Below are 25,260 nucleotides of genomic sequence, written 5' to 3' on the forward strand. Positions count from 1 at the left end.
AAGGAGCTTAAAAATTTTTGCAGCAAGCAGCCAGATAATAGTCTTCAAACGCTAAAATATACTAATTGGGCTTTTTCTGCATGAATTCTTCGAAAGCTATCCACTTAGCTTGATTGGGAAGGTTTCGTAGAATTATGAAATGAGGCAATTAAAGCGCTTAAAAAAATTAGAGCCGTTTGTCAATGTCCCTCTTTTTACCTCATCGGAGGCAGAAAAACAGGGTGTCCCTAGACATGCTCTGGCTTATTTAGTAAAAAGAGGCACCTTAGAAAGGATTTATCCAGGAGCTTATCGCTTCTCTCAATACGAAACCGAAGTTGAGTTCCAGTGGGAAAACTTGGCATTGGTGGCAGTCAGTATTCCCGAGGGGTTATTTGTTTAATTTCTGCGCTCTGTTACTATGATTTGACCGATCAAATTATGCGAGAGGTTTGGATTGCTGTACCGCACGAGTCCTATCCCCTTAAAAGACCTAACACAAGAATCATCAGAATGCGCAATGTTAAGTTAGGTAAAATCAAAATTGCGCTTGGTGAATATAATTCCACATTTTTGATAGGGAACGTTGCGTGGTGGATGCGTTTCGCTATCTTATCAAGGAAATCGCAATCAAAGCCATTCAAAGATATTTTCAGTGCACTAAATACAAACCAGATCCTAAGAAATTAGGCACCTATGCAAAAGCCTTGCGCCTTAACATAAACCCGTACATTTTATCGTGCACAACTTGACATCAGGTTTAGAAAAATCTTTTAAAGCAAAACTGCGAGCTATCGCAAAAGAAAAAATTGCGATCCCGCAGATCTTTGGCAAAATCTGACGCTTGAGCGCTTTTTAGTGCGTTTGGCTAATTCGAAATGCCGTCAGCATTTTGTCCTGAAAGGCGCTATCCTTCTCTCCAAATATATCGAAATTGGAAGAGAAACACACGATTTAGATTTTCTCGCACGAAGGCTGAGTAACGAAGTTGCTGGATTAAAAGATATTTTTGAGGAAATTGCAAACATTGAGCTTAAAGATGGATTTGCCTTTCAAGGGATTAAGATAAGTTAACTTACCCATCCGCATATGGGATATCCAGGGGCTGAAGTCTCGATGTTGGCCTATTTAGGGAAAACCAGATTTAAAATTGCTATGGATGTTGGCTTTGGGATCTCGTCGATGCAGTTGAATATTCGACTGCATTACTTTTTTATTTTTGCGATAAATTAACTTAAATTATCTTTAAATTGATGCGATGAATTTTTATTCTCAAAAATGAGATTCTTTTTCATGAGAGTCCCTCTATGTTGAAATTTTTAATTGCAATTCAAATTTTCATTGAGGTTTCGCTCTTCTTATCCTAAAATTCCCCACATTTGACAGCGCGCCGCAGACAAGTAAATAAAAAAACATATATTTAAAAGCTATTTTAAAGATGAAGGTAGGTCGGCTTTCAGCAGTAGGTTTCAAACCCCTTCAAGTATTTGTCAAATGGTAAAACATGTTCATATCCATAACCGGGTGAACCCTATTTTAGCTCGTATTTGAACTAAATTCATTATCGTTAACTGGCGTCATCTTTAGTCCTCTTTCGAAACCTCTTTTCTTTCAAACCTTGTAGGATGTGTGCAAGATTTTTGCTTTGCTTTTGGACATACTAAATAGGGTAGGCATAAAGCAAGGTAAAAAAAAGGAAAGAGCCTCAATTAAGCGAACAGGAAAGATCAAAGCCTTCTTCGCGTAAGGGGACATATCGATCCTTTCCAATGATGAGGTGATCATTCGCGCAAATCCCCACCAGGTGGCCTACGGAGCAGATGCAATTCGCTCTCCCCCAGAAGACAACTGCTTTGATTGATGAAAGAGAGATTATGTGCTCCCGTCTAAGGATAAGGGGAACGAGTTAAAAGGGAAAATAGAAGCCTTGTTCATGGATACTTTGAAGAACGCGTTTAAAGAGCATAAGTCTAGTAGTTTTGCAATATTAGAAAAAGAACATAGATGTAGCGAGCCACGCATGTACTAGCTCTTGAATGTTGCACACTATAGCAAATACAAAAGAATGGCCTAAATTAAAAGCTGCGAGGTATGTAAGTGAGAAAAAGTTCTACAAAGGCAAGAAAGGAGCCGAGCAATCACATTTTGTCATGAGCTTTAAAGCGCAGGTTAAAAAATTTCCAAGAGTCGCTAGGATTGATTCTTGGGTAAAAAATAACTTACCTCAGAACTCGACCATAGTTTTCATGAGGATAGACAAACCATTAAAGTTAAAAATGGCTCAGAATCAAAGTTATTTGCAAAAAATAGCTTTAAATTTTTCAAAAAAAAAGCTTTCTAGAAATTATCTCTGCAGGCAAAACGTTTAAGGGCGGCTTGCTGTATTCCTGAGAGAAAAAAGATTGTTAAAAAAATTACAACGCGTAAGTTGTAATTAAATCTTTTTTTTACCATTGACATTTAACCTACCTTACGAATATATTATTTCTTTAACAATTACAACCAAATGAGACAATTACCATGCTGACAAATAATACTAGCTTTTTATTAAAAGCTGACCAAATATCTGACTACGTCCCAGTGATAAGTACCGTAACTAACTTGGTTGCTTTATTCCAAAAAAGTGTTGTGTTTTCGCTGAAGCAAAAAGCAGCTATTTCAGAAAGCCATTATTATAGTTATTTACAGCAGAAAAGCTTTTCTCGCTGTCTTGTCCTACTAATCCCTGTGATAGGAAATATTATGGTAGGAATCTATGATTTTGCTAAGAGTCAAGATAGCCATAAGGAAGCCACGCCTACGGCCGTTCAGCCTGCCTCTCCTTCTGTTCCAAACGCCCCTCAAAATTGCACCCCTCCTAATTGCAGCCACTCTAAACCTAATGCTGAAGGGGTTGCTATAGATATAGGCCGCCAGCAAAGCGGGAGTTCAAAAAGCATAGTAATGGGGAAAAGCAAAGTCAAGACATGTAATGCGAATCAGAAAGATTTTTCTGAGGCCTTCGTTATGGCAGGTTATGAGTTTGCGAAGAGCGAAGATAACCATAAGGGGGCCACGCCTATGGCCGCTCAGCCAACCCCTGCTTCTGTTCCCAACTCCTCTCATAATTACAGCCCTCCCGGGCCTAATACTGAAGGGGTCGCTATAGATATAGGTCGCCATCAAAGCGGGAATTCAAAAAGCATAGTAATGGGGAAAATAGAAGCCAGGACACGCGATGCGGTTCAAGAAGACTCTACTCTAGCCTTCGTTATGGCAGGTTATGAAGAAACAGCTCAGTGCTTATTAGCAGGGGCAATGGGAAAAAGCCCAAAGTAAGCAGCCCATCGGAACAATGGCCTCCTGATGGGCCTAAGTGCTGTGAACATAGTTTGATAGAGCCATTTATCGCTCTTTATCCCGACTTGCCAACTAAGCCTGGGCTTGCCAATCCCCAGGCTAATGTTGAAAACCCCCAGTTAATAGGGCAAAATGCCCAGCTGAATGTGCAAGCGATTGCCGTTGTTCACTACCATGCAGCGCCATCCTCTAGACTGCCAGAAATAGAGCTTAGCAAGCGGCTAAACGACTTGTTAAGCTTGAATTGTCCGCGATGCATAAAAGATTTAATGGCACAAGGGCACAAACTTTTAAAAGAAGAAAAGGGGGAGGCTTCTTTACATGGCGTCTTTTATCTAGCCACTGCTTATGAATTATATCGCAATCTTAACATACAAGACTATAAATTTGATCGGCAAGCTCTCGATCAATTCTTGGACAGCGTGGAAGAAAGGTTAAAAGATGGACTAAACTTACTCCATCATTTTGCACTGCAGGGAAATAGAAGTATTTTTATCTATCTCTTCGCTGAAAGGCCAAATATAAAATCACACCTCGACACCCTGACAGGGATCTTGATCAAAGAAACCCCTTTACATATGGCTATCAAAAGTGGCTCCGCAGCAATTGCACGTTTTTTGCTTGAGCAAGGGGCAGATATTAAAAAAGGTCGGTATGGCAAATATGCTAGGACCGTGCTACATATAGCTGTAGAGAATGGGCAAGAAGAGATTGTCGACCTTTTGCTTGCGCATAAAGACATTCAAGACATTTTAAACGTCCCACAAGGGGACAATGGGTATACAGCTCTGCATTTAGCAGCTGCCAAGGGATATTTTTCCATCTTGCTTAAACTGATTAATTATGGTTCTGATACTGAAAAGCAAGATGTGCTTTCTCGTACTCCTTTAGAAATTTTACTTGAACATGAAAGCCTAGATTTTGAGAGGCAAGATGAATGTGCTTGTCTTTTATTAAGCAAAAAAAGCCCTGCTTTTTTCCAGCTAGACAATTCCTCACTCAAACGATGTTTTACAAATGCTCTCGAGCAGGGTTTGTTACAGGCTGCGCAAAAACTGGCTGTAAATGGGTTGCCTCAGTTAAGAGAGCAAGAGCCCTCGTTTTTAGAAATCGCTGCGGAGGGGGTTTTTCAAAGAACGCGCACACTATCTCCGCAGCCTATAGAGATTCCTCAAGAGAAGCGTGTTGCTTATATTTCCATTATCCGTTGGCTACTTAAAGAAAAGAAAATAGATCCCGATCAGAAATTCACACAGCGTACCGATTTTTTGATTCATCAAGTTTGCTATGCGGGTTGTAGTGAATTGCTTTCCCTGCTCATCGATTTAGAAGTCGATATGAAAAAACTTGATCATTATCAGAATAATGCGCTGCACCGTGCTTGTTGCTCTCCAACGGATTGTGTCGATACTGTCTGCATTTTGCTGGGATACGATCCTACTCTTATGGAAGCTAAAAATAACGAAGGGCGGACACCTTTACACTTAGCGGCACTTACAGGAAATGTAAAGATTGTTGAGTGTCTGCTAGACCAAATTACAGATCAAAATAAGCTAGATCAATCAGATAGAGAGGGGAATACCGCTTTACATTTAGCCGTAATGGGGGAGGGAATATTTTCTAATAAAAAGAAAGATCCCTACTGCAAAACCGTCGAAGCTTTAGTGAAAAAAGGGGCTAGCCTAGGTATCTTAAATCAAGAGAAAAAAATGGCCATAGAGCTTGCTTATAAAAACGGAAATGAAACTATTATAAAAGCTTTATTACAGGCAACCTAATATCCTTACCACCTTATTACCTCTCTTTGAAATATTTCCCTTTCTTAAAAAACTCTTTCGCTTTTTAGGATTAAAGCAAAGCAAGAGGGGGCATTTAAATTGCGTTTAGAGGCGATTCATGTACGCTTAGCAATCATGGAAACTCAAGAAAGAATAACACACGATCAAGCACTTGATAGGCATTAAGCTCAAGGCAAACTACGAACAAATAATAAAAAAGCAATTATATAGAGAAAACGACTAGACAGCCTTAGCTTAACGAAATGTTCTCAAAAAACTTGGGTTATTTTAAGAATGCAAAAACATACCGTTTTTGAATCAAATTTTTTCTTCCAAAAAATTTTGATTACGTTCAAATTGTTAGTGTAGATTTTTAATAGGAGAACGACTATAGCAACGTGCTCGGCAAAAAAAGCGGGATAAACGCATCGTAGATGGAATCGAAACTATACTCTTTTATGGTAAAGTTTGGGTTGTGTGGGTGGTATGCATCCCACACATAGAGAACAGCCATCACATGCTTGGGTTAAAAAAGGAATTTGCAAAGAGAGGTGTGCAAATAGTGGCCGATTGAAGCTGAATTTTATCAAGAGCTGGGGACGTGATTTCTCATAACCTGATAATCCAAGCTGATAAGATTTTGAGTGCAAATGCAGCGATTAGTTTTTTCGAAAAATTGAAGAAATTTATCTCGAGAAGAAGAAAGTCTACGTGTTTTGCGATAATGCTAAAATAGGGCTTTACTTTTTGCCTCCTTATAGTCCTCGTTTAAATTCCATTGAGAGGGTTTGGAAAATAAATGAAGGAGCGAGCATCTACAATCTCTTTTGTCCCGGATTTAAGGGGTTCAGAGCTGCAATTTTTGGTTTTTTTAGCCTATTATCGGGTTTTACTCTAGGGGTTGCACTTGGCCTGTGCTTTAGTAAACGTATTGAGGATAAATTTAGGCCACTTGGAGTCCTTGTTTCCAATTTTTGAATTCACTTGGGTATAATTGAGATGCGCATAAATGCTAGCTTTTTATTAAAAGCAGACCAAATATCTGACTATATCCCAGGCTTGAGTACCATCACTAACTCGATTGATTTATTCCAAAAGTATGTGGTGTTTCCATCGAAGCAAAAAGCAAGTATTTCAAACAGCCATTATTACACCTACTTGCAGCAAAAAAGCTTTTCCCGCTGTATTGTGCTGCTAATTCCTGTGATAGGAAATATTATTATAGGAATTTATGACTTGGCTAAGAGGAAATACAACTATAAGGGTACTGTGCTTGCCGCTACCCAGCCAGTTGCTCCTTCTGCTCGCCAATCTTCTCAAAAATATAGCCCTCCTCAACCTAGCAGTGAAGGGTTTGCTAGCGATAAAGGCCGTCAACTCGGTAAATATGCAAAAAGCTTGGTGATGGGTAAAAAAGGAGCTAGAGTAAGCAAGGCGGTTCAGCACGACTATTCTCAAGCCACCCTTATGGCTGGTTATGATGAAGAAACAGCTCGACAATTAGCAACAGGGATGCATGAGGAACAACCCCAAGTAAGTAGTTCATTGGAACAATGGCCTTCTGGGGAGTCTGGCAGCTGTGAACATAGCCTTATAGAGTCATTTATAGACCTTTTCCCCCATTTGCCCACCAAGCTTGATCCTATCGGGCCTCTGGCTATTGTTAAAGGTAATCAGCTAGAAGGGGCACATTCTCACCAGAATATACACTCTAGTTTGGCTGTTCACTATCATGGGGCGCGCCCCTCTAGGTTGTCAGAAGCAAAACTTCACGAAAAGCTAAAGGATGTGCTGCGACTAAAATGCCCTGGCTGTATATCTGGCTGTATAAAAAATCTAATTGCGCAAGGGCGCAGACTTTTAAAAGAAATAAAAGAAGAGATTTCTCTACAAGGCGTTTTTTATCTAGCCACGGCTTATGAATTATATCGCAATTTGAACATGCAAGAATATAAGTTTGATTGGCCATTGCTGGATGAGTACCTGGATAAATTAGAAAATAGCTTAAAAGAAGGAGAAAGCTTACTACATTACTTTGCGGCTCATGAAAATAGGAGTATTTTTATTTATCTTTTTGTAAAAAGGCCAAATATAAAAACTTACCTCACAGTCTCAGCCGAGAACTTGGCCAAAGAAACTCCTTTGCATGTAGCTGTTAAGGGTAGATTTACATCTATTGTGCAGCTTTTACTTGAGTATGGAGCAGATGTAAAAAAGCTCGACAGCTTGCACAATAATGCTCTGCATCACGCTTGTCAGTCACAAAAGGATTGCGTCGATATCGTTAAGCTTTTGCTACAATATGAACCAACTCTTATGGAAGCTAAAAATGAAGATGGCCAGACCCCTTTACACTTAGCTGCATTTACAGGCAACGAGAAGAGTTTTGCATGCTTGTTAAACCAAACTACAGGTCAACTCCAGCTGGATCAGCAAGACAAAAAGGGAAATACTCCTTTACATTTAGCGATTCTGGGGTGGAGTGAATCTTCTATTAAAGGCAAAGACCCCTATTGCAAAATCATCGAAGCCTTAGTGAAAAAAGGGGCTGACCTAAATGCCTTAAATCAAGAGAATAAAACGGCTTTAGCACTTGCTTTTGAAAATGCAGCTATCACACAGGCTTTAGTTCAGGCAAAACTAAGCCCACAAATTCTGGCTAGCACTCTTCAAAGCTTTTACCTTTCTCGAAAAAAAATTTCCATTTTTAGAATCAAGGCAGAGCAAGAGTGGGAATTGGAAGTGTCTTTGGAAGAAATTTATGTGCGTTTAGGCATGATTGAGCGTGAAGAAAGAGAAGCACGCGACCAGGCACTTGGTAAACATTCTGATTACCTACAAGATGGTCGTATCCAGACTTATGAAACTATCTTCGAGCCTAAGCAAAATATTGAACTTGAAAAGCTTTTCGAACACGAAAGCCTTGCAAAAAGAGGCCCTAAAAGAATTTACCTCCAAGGAGCTGCAGGAAGTGGCAAAAGCACCTTATGCCATTATATCGCTTATCGCTGGGCCAAAGGAGATCTTTGGCAGGAGATTTTTTCTTACGTCTTTTGTATTCCTTTAAGAAATTTTACTAAAGAGAAATATCCCGCTGATAAAGAGTATACTCCTGCTGATCTGATTGCTAGAGAATATGCTGGCCAAATCGATCCTAGGGTGATCGAAGCTTGCATACACAATTCTGCTCTTCAAGAAAAAACCCTGCTTATTTTAGATGGTTATGATGAGCTTAGTGCAGATGCCCAACGAAACATCAGTCTTGCTAAAGCCTTCAAGGAGTTAAAAAAGTTATTTCCCCATATTTTAATCACCTCAAGGCCTGGAGGCTGCTCTTTTAACCGCTCTTGTGATCTAGAGCTTTTAGGGTTTGATAAAGAAGGGATTGGCCGTTATATCGATAGGTTTTTTAAAGAAGTTCAAGCAGAAGAGAAAAAAGTAAAACTCTATCATCTATTAAACACTTCTCCGCAGGTTTTGAGTCTAGCGCATACTCCTATTAACTTAGCTCTGCTTTGTTGCCTCTTTAACGAAGACCCAGGATTTTTTGATTCTAATCATTCCATTACGATGACTGCCATTTATGAGCAGATAGTCAACTGGATGTATAAATGGTTTCTCTTACGAAAGATTGGCCTGAATCAATATAAACAAACCAAAGAGAAAATTCTTGAAAAGAAAAACCTGCGTCATAATTCAGAAGTGGCCAAAATTGCCACTGCTTTTGAAGACCTGGCTTTTTTTGCCATGGAAAAAGATACTCTTTATTTAAGCAGGGAAAAGATTGATGAAGTTAGTGGTGCTGGTATCACCTCTGACGAGCTTACAGATTGCGGGCTTATGCGTATCCCTGCAGCTGAAGAGAAAGGGTATTTTATTCACTTAACCTTCCAAGAATTTCTAACCGCTTCGAAAGTTGCCAATCAATATCTTAAAGGAGAAAGGCAAGCATGCCAAAATTTTGTACGGCAGTATAAGTTTGAACCTCGCTATGGCCTAGTTTTGCGTATGATTGCTGGCTATCTTTCTCTCGCTACATCAAGCGATGGGGGTTATTCGGATTCGGATGCCCTCCAGTCCTTTTTTGATGACCTTTTTGCTGAGCCTCACGACCTAGCTGCCAGAAGTGAACTCTATTTGATTGCAGAGTGCTTTGAAGAGTGTCGAGATCCTACCTTAGTGAACCAGTACGCGGACTTTATTAAGCTTGTAAAAGACTATATTAAGTATCTCTGCTTGCTAAATTTAGACTTCGGAAGATTGCTCAGGAATAGAAATTTTCTTAATCATCCCGAAATCTTACATACTATCAGAGAACTGTTATCCGATCCCAAGACAAAGGAAAATACGCTAAGAATCTTACTAAGCATCTCGAACACAGGACTAAACTTAACTTTAGAAATAGTAGGATTAATCGTGGAGGAACTTAAGAATTCTAAAACATATCCTGATGCTAGAAGGTATGCTGCCTTTATTTTAGAAAAAATAGCAAGGCAAGGAGGTGAGCTTCCACAAGAAGCATTAGCTGCTCTAATTCAAGCTTTCGGAGAAACCTTTTCTATTGTTAGCGTTCCTGCTACTAGGGCTTTAGAAGCAATAGCAAAACAAGAAGGTAAGCTTTCTGAAAAAGTGCTAGCCTTTCTCATCCAAACTTTCAAAGAAGGCGATAGTAGGATTAAATATTCTGCTGCTAGTACCCTAGGAGAAATAGCAAGACAAAGAGGTAAGCTTTCTGAAAAAGTGCTAGCCTTTCTCATCCAAACTTTCGAAGAAGGCGATAGTAGGATTAAAAGTTATGCGGCTAGTACCTTAGGAGAAATAGCAAAACAGGGAGGTGAACTTCCGAAAGAAGCGTTAGAGGCTCTCATCCAAGCTTTCAAAAAGGGCGATAGTAAGACTAAAGATTCTGCTGTTGATGTCCTAACAGAAATAGCGGAACAAAGAGGTGAACTTCCGAAAGAAGCGCTAGACGCCCTCATCCAAGCTCTTAAAGAAGGCGATAGTAAGACTAAACATTCTGCTGCTAGGGTTCTAAGGACAATAGCAGACCAAGGAGGTGAACTTCCGAAAGAAACGCTAGGCGCTCTCATCCAAGCTCTTAAAGAAGGCGATAGTAAGACTAAAGTTTGTACTGCTAATGCCATAGAAGCAATAGCAGACCAAGGAGGCGAACTTCCGAAAGAAGCGCTAGACGCTCTCATCCAAGCTTTCAAAGAGGGCGATAGTAAGACTAAAGATTCTGCTGCTGATACCTTAGGAGCAATAGCAAGACAAGGAGGTGAGCTTTCTAAAGAAGCGCTGGCCGCTCTCGTCCAAACTCTCAAAGAAGGCAATAGTATGACTAAGGGTTATGCTGCTGATGCCCTGGGAACAATAGTGAAGCAAGGAGGTGAACTTCCGAAAGAGGCGCTGGCCACTCTCATCCAAGCTCTTCAAGAAGGCGATAGAGAGACTAGGTATTCTGCTGCTGATGCCCTAGGAGCAATAGTGAAGCAAGGAGGTGAGTTTTCTAAAGAGGTGCTGGCCACTTTCATCCAAGCCCTCAAAGAAGGCGATAGCCTGGCTAAAGTTTATGTTGTTAGTGCCATAAAAGAAATAGTAAAACAAGTAGGCAAACTTCCAAAAGAGGGGCTAAATTCTCTTATCCAAGCCCTTAAAGAAGGTGATAGTCTGACTAAAGTTTATATTGTTAATGCCATAAAAGAAATAGCAAAACAAGGAGGAGAGCTTCCGAAAGAAGTGCTAGCCGTCCTCATCCAAGTTTTCAAAGAAGGCGATAGAGAGACTGAGTATTCTGCTATTAATACCTTAGGAGCAATAGTAGAGCAAGGAAGTGAGCTTCCGAAAGAAGCATTAGCCATTCTCATCCAAGCCCTTAAAGAAGGTGATAGAGAGACTAAGTGCTCTGCTGCTGATGCCTTAGGAGCAATAGCAAGGCAGGGAGGTGAGTTTTCTAAAGAAGCGCTGGCCGCTCTCATCCAAGCTCTCAAAGAAGGCGATAGAGAGACTGAGTATTCTGCTGCTAATGTCCTAGGAGCAATAACAAGACAAGGAGGTGAGTTTTCTAAAGAAGCACTAGCCGCTCTCATCCAGGCTCTTCAAGAGGGCGATGGAGAGACTAAGTATTCTGCTGCTACTGCCTTAGGAGCAACAACAGGACAAGGAGGAGAGCTTCCGAAAGAAGTGCTGGTCGCTCTCATCCAAGCTTTCAATGAAGGAGATAGAGAGATTAAACGTTCTGTTGCTGATACCTTAGGAGCAATAGCAGAGCAAGGAGGAGAGCTTCCGAAAGAAGCACTAGCCGCTCTCATCCAAGTTCTCAAAGAAGGCGATATAGAGACTACATTTTCTGTTGCTAATGCCCTAAGAATAATAGCAAAACAAGGAGGTGAGTTTTCTAAAGAAGCGCTGGCCTCTCTCATCCAAGCCCTCAAAGAAGGCGATAGTATGACTAAAGTTTATGTTGCTAATGTCATAAAAGCAAGGGCAAAACAAGGAGGCGAGTTTTCTAAAGAAGCGTTAGAAGCTCTCATCCAAGTCTTTAAAGAAGGCGATGGAAAAACTAGAAGGTATGCAGCTAGTGCTCTAAAAAAAATAGCAAAACAAAGAGGCGAACTTCCGAGAGAAGTGCTAGCCGCCCTCCTCCAAGCCCTCAAAGAAGATGTTGAGCTAACTAGGTTTTATGCCGCCACCGTCCTGAAAAAATTTGATAAAAATGCGTTATTAAAAATGAGTAGCCAGGCATTTGCTTTAATCACTGAAGTTTGTTTTTTTATTGATTATGGCTTTTCAATTAAAGGCCAGCAGCTTCAAATTTCTGATAAAAGAGCAACTTATTTCTGCAAGGATAAGTTAACGCTCAGCTATAAGGAAATAAGGGAAAAACTACCTAAGGAGCTTGCCGAATGGCGGAGACGACTAGATAGCCTCAGCCAAATTGGGAGTTCCCAAGAACCTACAGATCGAATCTGATGCCAAAAGGGATTGCTGCCATTATTTTTAGAGCACAGGCAGGAAGACAAGGCCTTTTAATCCTTAAGTAAGCGCCTTAAAAGCCTCTATATCTATTTAACAAATGACGAGCAGGATTCTACTCATAGATAGGTAAATCCTATTTTTTGCGGTTTGGTTTCCCATATAAAAAAACTTATTGTGGCTACAAGGATATAAGAATCTAATCTTCAATTTGACCTTTAACAGAAAGCTTATTTTGCAGGTTCTAAGCTTCCTTTGCGGATTAGAAGGAACAGCATGTTGGTTCCTTTTATTCTTTTTAGACTACTATGAGTATTTTTATGTAAAAATAATTTATTAATTAGTTGGCGATTTTTTTTGTTGAAGTTTTTGTGGATTAATTAAAAAATAATTTTTTTCGGAAATGTTTTGAATGTTAATAAACTAAATAAAAAACTTATTTAAAAGTAAAAAGTGAGTTATTATAGTTTATATAAGGAAATGAGAGTGCATTAGACAAACAGCTCTTCCAACTTCTAATCTTCATCCTCCTCTCCTTCGCCATCGAAAAGCCTCATAGCGGAATTAAAATAAGGCCTATTTCTTACCATAAAATAAGATGGAATCCAATTTTAGGGGGAGGTATGTTTCCACAAGATTATTCTGCAATCCAACGGTTAGAAAATACCGATTGGGAAACACTTAAAAGAAAATATGTCATGTCTATACGCCCGGAAGGGTCACAGCTGCAGGCTGCCCAGCAGATGCAAAAACATATAGAGGATCGCGATATAGTCGACTATGCCAGCTACCGAGAAGCGATCTTAAGGATATTTCCCTCTGCTTATTTTAATTTAGCTGCCGAAATAGCAGGTGACATCGCAAAAACAGGGGACGGGGGGTATACCTTTACGGCCACCTGGTACCAATTTATAGTTACTCAGAAAACAGCTCAGCTGCCTACAGGTCCAAAAAAGTCGCAAAAATGTATCGTGATGATTAAAGCTCCTGGAAGCCGCAAATTAAACTCCGACATTGACACTTCTATTTTTACTGTGTTTGAAGGAGAAAGCTATTTTTTTGAGCGGGCAGCCGAAAGCATTAAAGCGAAAGGGCCCGATTTTAAAGGGCGGATCACCCACGCGGTGATTGAGGGCTTTTATACCATTTCCGAAGAGCTCTTTAAGAGGACTTCTGCTTCTCATCGCGATTCCAATGCCTACCTAGATGCGCTCGCAAATGATCAAGAAAACTATCCAAAATTTCTACAAGGGGAAGAACATAACCCCTCCATTCAAGGAGAAAGGCTTTTTTCGGAAGAGGAATTTACCCAAATATTTAAAGAGTTTAAATATAAAAAGCACGTGCAAGAAATGGCTGCCAGTTTATTTTCTCTGCGCCGCAGTTTGGGAATAGAGGAGTGGCAAGCCTTTAAAGAGCTGGTCAAGAAAAAGCTAAGCAAAATCCTCCGATCGGAATTGCCAAAACAGGAAAGAGAAGCCCACATCGCCAGCTGTCAGTGCGATTACGACACCATTTTTCAAGAGGTAGAAAAATTACATGCTCACCATTTAACAAGGCTAACTGCTAAAATTCAAGAGTTAGAGCAATTAGACTCTCTACCGGTATGCGGGCAAGACATCCCTATTGCGGCTCGGAATAGACTCTATGTGGAGTATTTAGAAAAGTGCGCAGAGTGTTATGAAAAAATCCTCACTTTAAAAAGCGCAAAAGGGCCTTTAAAAAATGAGCTAGAGGCAAAAAAGCAAGCCTTAGATGAGGAGTTAAATGCATTAGAAAAATTAGATAAAAAGAGTTCGCATCGGCGTATCGTAGAGCTTGTTAAAGAATTTCAAACCAACTGCGCTTTATTAGAAAAAAGGTGCCAAGAGTTAAAAGCTTCCCTGCGGCAGAATATTCTAGACACAGCTCTGCTGCAAGTAAGTTATCAATTTTCTCAAATCTTAGCCAGCACATTTGCCTATGAAGCCTATGTGGGCCGTTCAGCTATATACCATGTGGTGAATGAGCAAAGCGGTAAAAGCTTGTCTATCTCGCAACAAACTCTCCTAGGTTCAGCTTTGCAGCAAGTGGGATTTAAGCTCCTACATATTAAAGAATTAACTCCTAAAAAATATCCTCCCGAGGAGATCGCTTATTATACTGCCAAGTATGGAGAAAGACTTTTTAGCTTAGTCTTTAGCAGCCGCCATGCGGAACTTGAGGAAGATATCCTCAAATCTTTAGTGAAAGGGAGAACAGGGGAGGATTTCCCTAAATTTACCTATCTTAAATCTAAGCAGGTAAGGCGCAATGCCTATAGCACGTTTACCCGAAAAGAGTTAGCCCTGCTAAATAGCCAAGCAAAGATCATTAATCAAATAAAGCTAAACGAGGCGATTTTAGAGGTGGAAAAGCCTCGAAAAACGCTTGAACTCATCCAAACATTATGCCCTTTTGCTACTGAAGAAGAAAAAAAGCGTTACTTTGAAAAGGAAAAAAAACTTTACCTATCGATTAGCGCTAAATTAATCGGCCTGGTATGCGCTTCTAGATTAAAGAGTAAAAAGTACTTATGGGGTAAAAACCCGCTGGTCCCTTCGCCATATAAAACAGAAGAGAAGAAAGAGGAAGAAATTTCCACCCCTGCTATTTCCAACCCACAGCCTCTTCAAAATCCCAACTCTTCAGAATCTAGTAGGAGGAGAGAAATTGCTAGAGATGAACATCATCAGCTAGGCGAAGATGCTAAAAACTTAGTGGCGGCTTTTCCACAAGGAGAAGCTGCGGTCAGTCACATGACACAGGGCCCTCGTTCTCAATCCGCTGTTGTGGCAGGCCCTTCTGAAGAAGGGTTTAACAAGTTAGTGGAAGGAATGTTTAAAAAAAGCCCAAAGTAAAGCGCCCATCAGAAAAACATTTTTTTGATGGGCCTAATTGCGATGAGCACACTCTTAAAGATTACAGGGCGCTTTATCCCGCTTTTCAAACCAAGCCGGGGCCTATTAAAGTCCAGGTTAGGGGTAGCCAAATCCGCGTAGAGGAAAAAGCCAGCCTGTTTATGCAATCTAATCCTGTCATTCAATACCATGAAGCAGCGCTTCCCGCTAGGTTGACAGCAGGGGAGCTTAACAAACGCTTAAAGGATTTGCTGCAACTCAAGTGCTCCAGCTGCCTAAAAGATTTAATTGTGCAGGGGCAAAAATTTTTAAAAGAAGCCAAAGGGGAAACTTTGCTGCATGGCATCTTTTATTTAGCTACAGCTTATGAGTTGTATGGTACGCTTAACATACAGGAATATAAGTTTGATCGACAAATACTCGATCAATACTTAGATACACTAGAGAAAAGCTTAAAAGGGGGAGAAAACTTACTGCATTATTTTGCGGTCCAGGAAAATCTCAGCATTTTTGGCTATCTTTTCTCTGAAAGGACAAGCATAAAATCTCAGCTCAATGATTTAGCAGGAGAGGCGATCAAAGAGACACCTTTGTATGTAGCTATCAGGATGGGTTCTATCTCAATTGCGCAATTTTTGCTGGAACAGGGAGCAGATATCAAAAAAGTCGGGGATGGCCAATATGCTAAGACCGTGCTGCATGTGGCTGTTGAATATGGACAAGAGGAAATCGTCGACCTTTTGCTTAAACATAAAGACATTCCAGAAATTCTAAACCTACCACAAGCAGATAATAAGTACACGGCTCTTCATTTAGCAGCTGACAAGGGGCATTTTGCCATTTTGCTTAAACTTATTAACTGCGGGGCGCATACTGAATTGCCAGATGTACTCCACCACACCCCTTTGGAAGTTTTGCTTGAGCAAGATAGCCTAGATTTTAAGATGCAAGATCAATGCGCTTGCCTTTTATTAAGCAAAAAAGAACCTGCTTTTTTTCAGCTCGATAATCCCTCACTTAAAATATGCTTTATGAATGCTCTTAAGCATGGCTTACCCAATGTCGCAAAAAAACTAGCTGCTAATAGGCTGCCACAACTGCAAGAGCAGGAAGGCTCGTTTTTAGAAATTGCCGCCGAGGGAGCTTTTCCACAAACAGATGCTCATCCTAAAGGGATTTTTCAAGAGAAGCACGCGGCCTATATTGAACTGATTTATTGGTTACTTAGAGAAAAGAGGATGGACCCTAATCAAAAATTCAAAAGCCGCCCCGATTTTTTGATCCACCAAATTTGTTATGCAGGCTGTAGCGAGCTACTTTCTCTTCTGATTGAGTTAAAAGCAGATTTAAAAATAATCGATAGCTTTCAGAATAATGCCTTACACTACGCATGTCGCTCTCCCACAGATTGCGCCGATATTGTCCGCATTTTGATGGGGTACGATCCTGCTTTTGTGGAAGCTAAAAATAGCGACGAGCGTTTACCTTTACATTTAGCGGCAATGACAGGAAATGAAAAGAGCGTTCAATGCTTATTATACCAGCCGCCAAATCAAATCCAGCTTGATCAACAAGATAAAAATGGAAATACCCCTTTGCATCTAGCTGTCATGGCGGGAGGGGTAGCTTCCCCTAAAGCCAAAGATCATTACTGCCAAATCATTGCAGCTTTGGTGGAAAAAGGGGCTAACCCAAATAACTTAAATAAGGAGAAAAAAACGGCATTAGAGCTTGCTTTGAAGAGCGGAAATGAAGCCATTAAAGAGGCTTTAGTTCAGGCAGCCTTAAATCCACAACGTCTCGTCAATTCGCTTCAAAACCTTTACCTTTCTCAAGACACTCTTTCGGTTTTTAGGATTAAAGCAAGCCAAGAGTGGGAATTTAAAGTGCCTTTAGAAGAGATTTACGTGCGGTTAGGCATTATTAAGAATAAAGAAAGGAAAGCAAGAGACCAAACCCTGGATAAGCTTTCTAATTACTTACAAGATGATCGGGTCCCCACGCATGAAACCATCTTCGAGCCTAAGAAGAATATTGAAATTGAAAAGCTTTTTGAACACAAAAGCCTTATGGGAAAAGAGCGTAAAAGGATTTACCTCCAAGGTGCCGCTGGAATTGGTAAGAGCACTCTTTGCCATTACATCGCTTATCGCTGGGCAAAACGGGATCTCTGGGAAGGCCTCTTTGCTTGTCTCTTTTGGATTCCCTTAAGAAATCTTACCTTAAGGAAATATCCCGCTAATAAAAAATGTACCCCAGCTCGTCTGATTGCAAAAGAATATGCAGGAAAAATAGATTTAGGAGTGATTAAAGCTTGTATAAACGATCCCGCTTTCCGAGAAAAAACCTTGCTTGTGCTGGATGGTTATGATGAACTCCCCTCAGATGCCCAAGCAAACACGAGTCTCGCGGAAGCCTTTCAGGAGCTAAAAGAGCTATTTCCTCACATTTTGATCACCTCCAGACCTGGCAGCTGTTCTTTTGACCGCTCTTGTGAGCTAGAGCTTCTAGGCTTTGATAAAAAAGGGGTCGATTGCTATATCGATAAATTTTTCACACAAGTTCAAGCAGAGGAGAAAAAAGCAAACCTTTACCGTCTATTAGAGAGCTCTTCTAACGTTTCAAGCCTTGCTCACATTCCCATTAACTTAACCCTGCTGTGCTGCCTATTTAATGAAGATCCAGAATTTTTTAATTCTACTCCAACCATTACCATGACCTCTATTTATGAACGGATAGTTAATTGGATGTATAAATGGTTTATGTTGAGAAGGATTGACCAAGGACTTTCCAAACAAACCAAGAAGAGTATTCTTTCAGAGAAAGATCTTCGCCACAATAATCCAGAAGTTATCAACATTGCTACCGTTTTTGAAGAAATGGCTTATTTTGCCATGAGAAGCGACACCCTTTATTTGAAAAAAGAAGAGATCGATAATTTTAGAGGCGGTACAATCACATCTGATGATCTTACAGATTGTGGGCTTGTGCGCATCCCTGAAGCTGAAGAAAAAGGGTATTTTATTCACTTAACTTTTCAAGAATTTCTAACCGCTTCAAAAGTTGCCAATCAGTATCTCCAAGGAGAAAGAGAAGCATGCCAAAATTTTGTGCGAGCCTATAAATTTGAACCCCGCTATGGCCTAGTTTTTCGTATGATCGCAGGCTGTCTTTCCCTCGCTACTTCAAGCAATCGACGCTATGCGGATGCGGACGCGCTGCAGTCCTTTTTTGATGACCTTTTTGCTGGGCCTCAAGACTTTGCTGTTAGAAGTGAGCTCAATTTGATTGCAGAGTGCTTTGAAGAGTGTCAAAATCCTACTATAGTGAAGCAGTATAAAGGCTTCATTAAGCTTGCGAAAGACTACATTATCCATCTCTCCTTGTTACGTTTAGATTATGGGAGATTGCTTAGGAATAAAAATCTCTTTAATCATCCTAAAATAAGGCGCACGATCGGAAAATTTTTATCCGATCCATATAACAGGGAAAATATGCTAAGTAACTTATCCGAAATCATAAGAACAGGCCAAAGGTTAGCCCCAGAAATAGTAGAATCCATTGTGAAAATTCTTAAGAACCCTGATAGCGATTCTATTGTCAAAATGGAGGCTGCCATGGCCCTAGGGGCCGTAGCACAGCAAGGAGGTAATTTTTCTAAAGAAATGCTAGTTGCTCTCATTCAAGCCTCTCAATCCTCTAAGGAGGGGGAGCCTTATAAGGAGGGGGAGCCTTATAAGGAGAGCGATTTTTATCCGGAAATTTGTGCTGCCTCTGCGCTGGGAGATGTGGTTAGACAAGGAGGCGAGTTTGCTAAAGAAGCTCTCGCCGCTCTTATCCAAATCCTTAAGGAAGGCAATCATGCTATCAAAATAAATGCTATCACTACCCTAATAGGAATACAACAAGGAGGCAAGTTTACGAGGGAAGTGCTAACTGCTCTCATCAAAGCCTTCAATAAAGGTGATTTTGGTGTCAAAAGTTATGTGATTAGGCATCTAGAAACAGTAGCAAAACAAGAAGGCGAGTTTGCTAAAGAAGCTTTAGCTGCTCTTATCCAAATTCTCAAGAAGGAGGAAAATTCTGATGCCAAAATGTGTGCTGCCTATGCCCTCCTAAGAATTGTGGCAAAAAATGGAGGTGAGTGTGCTGAGGAAGCATTAAATGCTCTCATCCAAGTTCTCAAGGAGGGCGATTCTGATGCCAAATGGTATGCTGCCGATGCTCTAAGAATTGTGGTAAAAAATGGAGGTGAGTTTACTGGGGAAGCGTTAAATGCTCTCATCCAAGTTCTCAAGGAGGTCGATTCTGATGGCAAATGGCATGCTGCCGATGCTCTAAGAATTGTGGTAAAAAATGGAGGTGAGTTTACTGGGGAAGCGTTAAATGCTCTCATCCAAATTTTCAAGGAGGGCGATTCTGATGGCAAATGGCATGCTGTCGATGCCCTAAGAATTGTGGTAAAAAATGGAGGTGAGTGTACTAAGGAAGCGTTAAATGCTCTCATCCAAGTTCTCAAGGGAGACGATTCTGATGACAAATGGCATGCTGTCGATGCCTTATTAGGAGTGTTAGTAGATGGAGATGAGGGTGCTGAGGAAGCGTTAAATGCTCTCATCCAAATTTTCAAGGAGGGCGATTCTGATGCCAAAAGGTGTGCTGCCGAGGTTCTACTAGGCATGGTAATGATGGGGAGCGGGTTAGCTGAGGAAGTATTAAATGCTCTCATCCAAATTCTCAAGGAGGGCGATTCTGATGCCAAAAGGTGCGCTGCCGAGGTCCTAGAAGCCATGGCAGAACATGAAGGCGAGTTAGCTGGGGAAGCATTAAATGCTCTTATTCAAATCCTCAAGGAGGTTGATTTTGATGCCAAAAGGTGTGCTGCCGATGCCCTACTAGGCATGGTAATGATGGGGGGCGGGTTAGCTGAGGAAGCATTAAATGCTCTCATCCAAATTCTCAAGGAGGGCGATTCTGAGGCCAAAAGGTGTGCTGCCGAGGTCCTAGAAGCCGAGGCAGAACATGAAGGCGAGCTAGCTGAGGAAACGTTAGATATTCTTATCCAAGTCTTCAAGAAGAGCGATTCTGTTGCCAAAAGGTTTGTGATTAAGCGTCTAGGAACAGCGAGAATGGCGACACGACAAGAAGGCGAGTTAGATGAGGAAGCATTAAATGCTCTCATCCAAAAGGGTGGTTTTGCTGTCAAAAGGTGTGTGATTAAGCATCTAGGAACAGTGGCACGACAAGAAGACGAGTTAGCTGGGGAAGCATTAAATGTTCTTATTCAAATTCTCAAGGAGGGCGATTCTGATGCCAAAAGGTGCGCTGCCGATGCCCTACTAGGCATGGTAATGATGGGGGGCGGGTTAGCTGAGGAAGCATTAAATGCTCCCATCCAAATTCTCAAGGAGGGCGATTCTGATGCCAAAAGGTGTGCTGCCGATGCCCTACTAGGCATGGTAATGATGGGGGGCGGGTTAGCTGAGGAAGCATTAAATGCTCTCATCCAAATCCTCAAGGAGGGCGATTCTGATGCCAAAAGGTGTGCTGCCGAGGTCCTAGAAGCCGAGGCAGAACATGAAGGCGAGCTAGCTGAGGAAACGTTAGATATTCTTATCCAAGTCTTCAAGAAGAGCGATTCTGTTGCCAAAAGGTTTGTGATTAAGCGTCTAGGAACAGCGAGAATGGCGACACGACAAGAAGGCGAGTTAGATGAGGAAGCATTAAATGCTCCCATCCAAAAGTGTGGTTCTGCTGTCAAAAGGTGTGTGATTAAGCATCTAGAAACAGTGGCACGACAAGAAGACGAGTTAGCTGGGGAAGCATTAAATGCTCTTATTCAAATTCTCAAGGAAGGTGATTCTGATGCCCAAATGCATGCTGCTGATGTCCTAGAAGGCGTGTTAAAACATGAAGGCGAGTTTGCTAAAAAAGCTTTAGCTACTCTCATCCAAATTCTCAAGGAAGGTGATTCTGATGCCCAAATGCATGCTGCCTATGTCCTAGAGGATGTGGCAAAACAAGGAGGTGAGTTAGCTGAGGAAGCATTAAATGCTCTCATCCAAATTCTCAATGAGGGCGATTCTAATGCCAAAAGGAGTGCTGCCTATGCCCTAATAACTGTGGCAGAACAAGGAGGTGAGTTAGTTGAGGAAGCATTAAATGCTCTCATCCAAATTCTCAAGGATGGCGATTCTGATACCAAAATGAGTGTTGCCTATACCCTAATAACTGTGGCAGAACAAGGAGGTGAGTTAGTTGAGGAAGCATTAAATGCTCTCATCCAAATTCTCAAGAATGGCGATTCTGATGCCAAAAGCAAAGCTTCAGTTTTCCTAATAATGGTGGCAGTTCAAGGAGGTGAGTTAAAAAGAGCTGAGCTAGTGGAGGAAGCATTAAATGCTCTCATCCAAATTCCCAAGGAGGGTGATTCTGATGCCAAAAGGTGTGCTGCCGAGGTCCTAAAAGTAGAGGCAGAACATGAAGGCGAGCTAGCTGAGGAAACGTTAGACGCTTTCATCCAAAACTTCAAGAAGTGTGATTCTGCTGCCAAAAGGCGTGTGATTAAGTATCTAGGAACAGCGGCGGGAAAAGAAGGCGAGTTAGCAGGGGGAGCGTTAAATGCTCTCATCCGAATTTGCAAGGAGGAGGGCGATCCTGATGCCAAATATCATGCTACCGCTTTTCTAATAAGAGCGGTAGGTCAGGAAGGTGAGTTAGCTGAGGAAGCATTAAATGCTCTCATCCAAGTTCTCAAGGAGGGCGATTTTGATGCCAAAAGGTGCGCTGCCGAGGTCCTAGAAGCTATGGCAGAACATGAAGGCAAGTTAGCTGGGGAAACGTTAAATGCCCTCGTCATCCAGGTCCTCCAGGCGAGCGATCTTTTTGCCAAAATGGATGCTCTCGATGATCTCCTTATCCAGGCCCTCCAAGCGAGCGATCCTATTGCCAAAAAGGATGCTGTCGATGCTCTCCTCCTCCTAGCCTTCCAAGCGGGCGATCCTTTTGCCAAAAGGGATGCTGTCAAAGCACTAGTTGCAGTGGCATGTGACGGAGGCGAGATTGCTAAGGAAGTGATAGATGCTTTTCTTCAAGCCTTTAGAGAGGGCGATTCTGAAGCCAAAATTTATACTGCCGAGGCTCTACGAGTGTTGACGCACCACGGTGGTAAGCTTCCGGATAATTTCCCTGCCAATGCTCTACGAGTGTTGGAGCGCCTGGGTGGTAAGCGTCTGGATAATCTCCCTAAGGAAATGATAAGTGATTCTCTTATCCAAGCTCTCAAGGAGGGCGATCGCGATATCCTAGGAACCGTGGTAGAACTAGGAGGCGAGCCTGCTAAGGAAGCATTAGATGTTTTCATTCAACTCCTACAAGAAGACCGCAAGGAGAGCTATTTTAATTCTGAATATGCCCATCCCCTAAAAGGAGTCAATAAGAATATTTTATTAAAAATGGGCATCGAAGCATTTCCTTTAATCGCTAAGATTTGTTTTTTTGCTGAAGACAGCTTTTCAGTTAAAGGCCAGCAGCTTCAAATTTCTGACCAAAGAACCACTTATGTCAGCGAGGATGAATTAATGCTCAGCTATGAGGAAATAAGAGAAAAGCTACCTGAGGAGCTTGCTGAGTGGCGGAAACGGTTAGATAACCTAAGCCAAATTGGGAGTTCTTGAGGATCTATGGATCGAACTGGACACTAAAAAAAATGAAAAAAAAGTTGGCTTAACATAACTAGAGAACTGGCGTTAAAATTTTGTTAAATTTTTATAAATTAACTGCTGTTTTAAATTTCTGGGGAAAATACCCCGAATGTTAATAAAATAGCTAAAAAAACTTGCTTAAAAAATAAAAAAACTAAACATTTGTGTTTTATAAACAACTAAGAAAATGAACCAGACACTGCTTTTCATACTTCTAAGCTTCCTGATCCCCTTCGCCATCGAAAAGCCTTAATAGCGGAATAAAAATAAGGGCTATTTCTTTTCATAAAATAAGATTGAATTAACTTTTGCGAAGGAGGCCATTATGTCTATGCAAGATTTTCCTGAAGTACAACGCTTTGAGAAGCTAGGAGATAGCGATTGGGAAACCCTTAAAAGAAAATATGTGATGGATATCCAGCCGGGAGAGCCGCCACTGCAGGCTACCCAGCAGATGCAAGCCTGTATAAGGGATCGCGATGTCGTCGACTATGCCAGCTACCGAGAAGCGATCTTGCGAATATTTCCCGCCAATTATTTTAATTTAGCCGCCGAAATAGCAGGTAGCATCGCAAAAACAGCTGAGGGTGGGTATACCTTTACGTCAGTATGGTACCAATTTATCGTCACGCAGAAGACAGCTCGTTTACCTACAGGCTTGGAAAGCTCCGAGAAATGTTTGATTGCGATTAAAGCTCCTGGAAGTCGCAAATTAACCTCTGATATTGACACTTCTATTCATACCCTCTTTAAAGGAAAAAGCTCTTTTTTTGATTGCGTAGCAGAGAGAATTAAGGTGAAAGGGCCTGATTTTGAAGGGCGGATCACTAATGCGGTGATTGAGGGTTTTTATAGCATCTCGGAAGAATTATTTAAAATGACTTCTTCTTCTCATCGAGATTCAAATGCCTATCTAGATACTTTAGCAAATGATCAAGAAAACTATCCAAAATTTCTCAACAACGAAGAAAATAATCCCTCCATTCAAGGAGCAAGGCTTTTTTCGGACGAAGAATTTACGCAAAAATTTAAAGAGTATAAACATGCAAAGCACGTGCAAGAAATAGCGGCCAGTTTATTTTCTCTGCGCCAAAGCTTGGAAGAGGAGGAATGGCAAGTATTTAAGGAGCTAGTAAAGCAAGTGCTAAGTGAAATACTAAAGGAGCTAAGCGAAACACTCCCCTCAGAGTTATCTGAAGATAGCCTAGAGGCTCACATCTTACCCTGTCAACAAGATTGTGACACTATTTTTCAAGAGGTTGAAAGCTTCCATAATCGCCACCAGGTCGTTCTTGAAAAGAAAACACAAGAGCTAAGGCGATTAGATCCTCTACCAGTGCGCGAGCAAGATATTTCTATTGCGGCTCTCAATAGGTTGTATGTAGAGTATTTAGAAAAATGTGCCACTTGCCACGAAAAAATCCTAAATTTAAGAAAAGAGAAAAAACCTTTAATTGATCAATTAGGGGAAGAAAAGGCCAAACTCCATAAAGTAAAGGCCGTGTTAGAAAGATTAGGTGGGGAGAGCGATGATGAAGACACCCAAGAGCTTATCGAAAAAAAGCAGAGGGAATACGCTTTAGCAGAAAAAAAATACAGGCAGTTGCAAGAGGCGCTGCACGAAAACCTCATAAGAACAGCTCAGCTGCAAGTTGACTACCACCGCCATCAAATCCTAGCCAGCACATTTGCCAACGAGGCTTATGTCTGCCGTTCGGCTGTGTACCATGTGGTGAAGGGACAAAGTGGGGTGAAAGATTTTTCCCTTTCCCAACAAATTCTCCTGGGCTCAGCTCTTCAGCAAGTAGGCTTTAAGCTGCTGCATACTAAAGAATTCCTCCACAAAAATAAGTCGCCGGAAGAGGTGGCCTACTATACCGCCAAGTATGGGCAGCGGCTTTTTAACCTCGTTTTTAATGGGCGCGATGCGGCGCTTAATGATGTAATCATCCAATATTTAGCCCAAGGTAGAATAGGAAAGGGCTTGCCTAAATTTACCTACCTTAAATCTGAAGAGGTAAGAGGGAATGCTTATCCTACTTTGGGACAAGAAGAACTAGCTCTTTTAAACAGCCAAGTAAAAATCATTCAGCACATCAAGTTCAACCCTCACATTTCAGATGCCGAGAAGCCTAAAAAAACGCTGGAGTTAATCCAAAGTGCAGGGCAACAAAAGCTCGATTTTGAAAATGAAAAAAAACTCTACTTATCGCTTAGCGCTAAACTAATCGGTTTAGTGTACGCTTCTAGGCTAGAGCAAAAGGGGTACCTGTGGGGAGGTAATCCACGCATCCCTTTGCTAACTCAAGCTGTGAAAGAAGAAATAGAAGGCTCGACATCTGTTATTTCTTCTACAGCGCCCCTCCACTCTCTCCCGCCCCTGGGGCCAACGACTAGAGGTATTGCTGTAGATATAGGCCGCCAGCTAGATGAACGCGCAATAGGCATGGTGATGGGGGCGCAACAAGCATGGGCAAGGGATGCGGTTCAGAAAGGTGACACTTTTTCTCTAGTTGGCGGGGGCTATTCTGGAGAAACAGTTCGAGGAATAGCAGCAGACCTACGTAAAAATAGCCCAAAGTAAGTAGCCCCTCGGAGCTAGGGCCT

At 41.4% G+C, this 25,260-nt stretch carries 9 protein-coding genes; all 9 read left to right on the forward strand.

Features of this window, described 5'->3' with window-relative positions; translation table 11 throughout:
* Positions 1 to 139: 139 nt before the first annotated feature.
* The 9 genes from PARA125_RS04920 (at position 140) to PARA125_RS04955 (ending at position 25,237) form a co-directional block, all read left to right on the forward strand.
* Positions 140 to 382: a type IV toxin-antitoxin system AbiEi family antitoxin domain-containing protein gene (locus PARA125_RS04920; protein WP_213157620.1), complete on the forward strand. Its 243-nt coding sequence runs from the start codon at positions 140 to 142 to the stop codon at positions 380 to 382.
* A gap of 455 nt (positions 383 to 837) precedes the next feature.
* A complete protein-coding gene (locus tag PARA125_RS04925) occupies positions 838 to 1,053 on the forward strand; it encodes a nucleotidyl transferase AbiEii/AbiGii toxin family protein (protein WP_213157621.1) in 216 nt (71 codons plus the stop codon).
* 1,446 nt (positions 1,054 to 2,499) lie between these two features.
* Positions 2,500 to 3,297 (forward strand): hypothetical protein, encoded by a 798-nt coding sequence (locus PARA125_RS04930; protein ID WP_213157622.1) that lies wholly within the window; start codon positions 2,500 to 2,502, stop codon positions 3,295 to 3,297.
* The gene (locus PARA125_RS04935; protein WP_213157623.1) at positions 3,258 to 5,096 is read left to right on the forward strand and encodes an ankyrin repeat domain-containing protein; all 1,839 of its coding nucleotides are present in this window, start codon (positions 3,258 to 3,260) and stop codon (positions 5,094 to 5,096) included. Before PARA125_RS04930 ends, PARA125_RS04935 begins: the two co-directional genes overlap by 40 nt.
* A gap of 684 nt (positions 5,097 to 5,780) precedes the next feature.
* Positions 5,781 to 6,074, forward strand: a complete 294-nt coding sequence (locus PARA125_RS10075; RefSeq protein WP_502920595.1) for a transposase — start codon at positions 5,781 to 5,783, stop codon at positions 6,072 to 6,074.
* Positions 6,075 to 6,095: 21 nt separating this feature from the next.
* Positions 6,096 to 12,068 carry a HEAT repeat domain-containing protein gene (locus PARA125_RS04940; protein ID WP_213157624.1) on the forward strand — a complete coding sequence of 1,991 codons (5,973 nt, stop codon included), beginning with the start codon at positions 6,096 to 6,098 and terminating at the stop codon, positions 12,066 to 12,068.
* Positions 12,069 to 12,694: 626 nt separating this feature from the next.
* Positions 12,695 to 14,950 (forward strand): hypothetical protein, encoded by a 2,256-nt coding sequence (locus PARA125_RS04945; RefSeq protein ID WP_213157625.1) that lies wholly within the window; start codon positions 12,695 to 12,697, stop codon positions 14,948 to 14,950.
* Positions 14,951 to 15,111: 161 nt separating this feature from the next.
* Positions 15,112 to 22,626, forward strand: coding sequence for a HEAT repeat domain-containing protein (locus tag PARA125_RS04950; protein ID WP_213157626.1), 7,515 nt, complete (start codon positions 15,112 to 15,114; stop codon positions 22,624 to 22,626).
* A gap of 352 nt (positions 22,627 to 22,978) precedes the next feature.
* Positions 22,979 to 25,237, forward strand: a complete 2,259-nt coding sequence (locus PARA125_RS04955; RefSeq protein WP_213157627.1) for a hypothetical protein — start codon at positions 22,979 to 22,981, stop codon at positions 25,235 to 25,237.
* Positions 25,238 to 25,260: the final 23 nt, after the last annotated feature.

The organism is Parachlamydia sp. AcF125, from assembly GCF_018342475.1.
GTDB lineage: Bacteria > Chlamydiota > Chlamydiia > Chlamydiales > Parachlamydiaceae > Parachlamydia.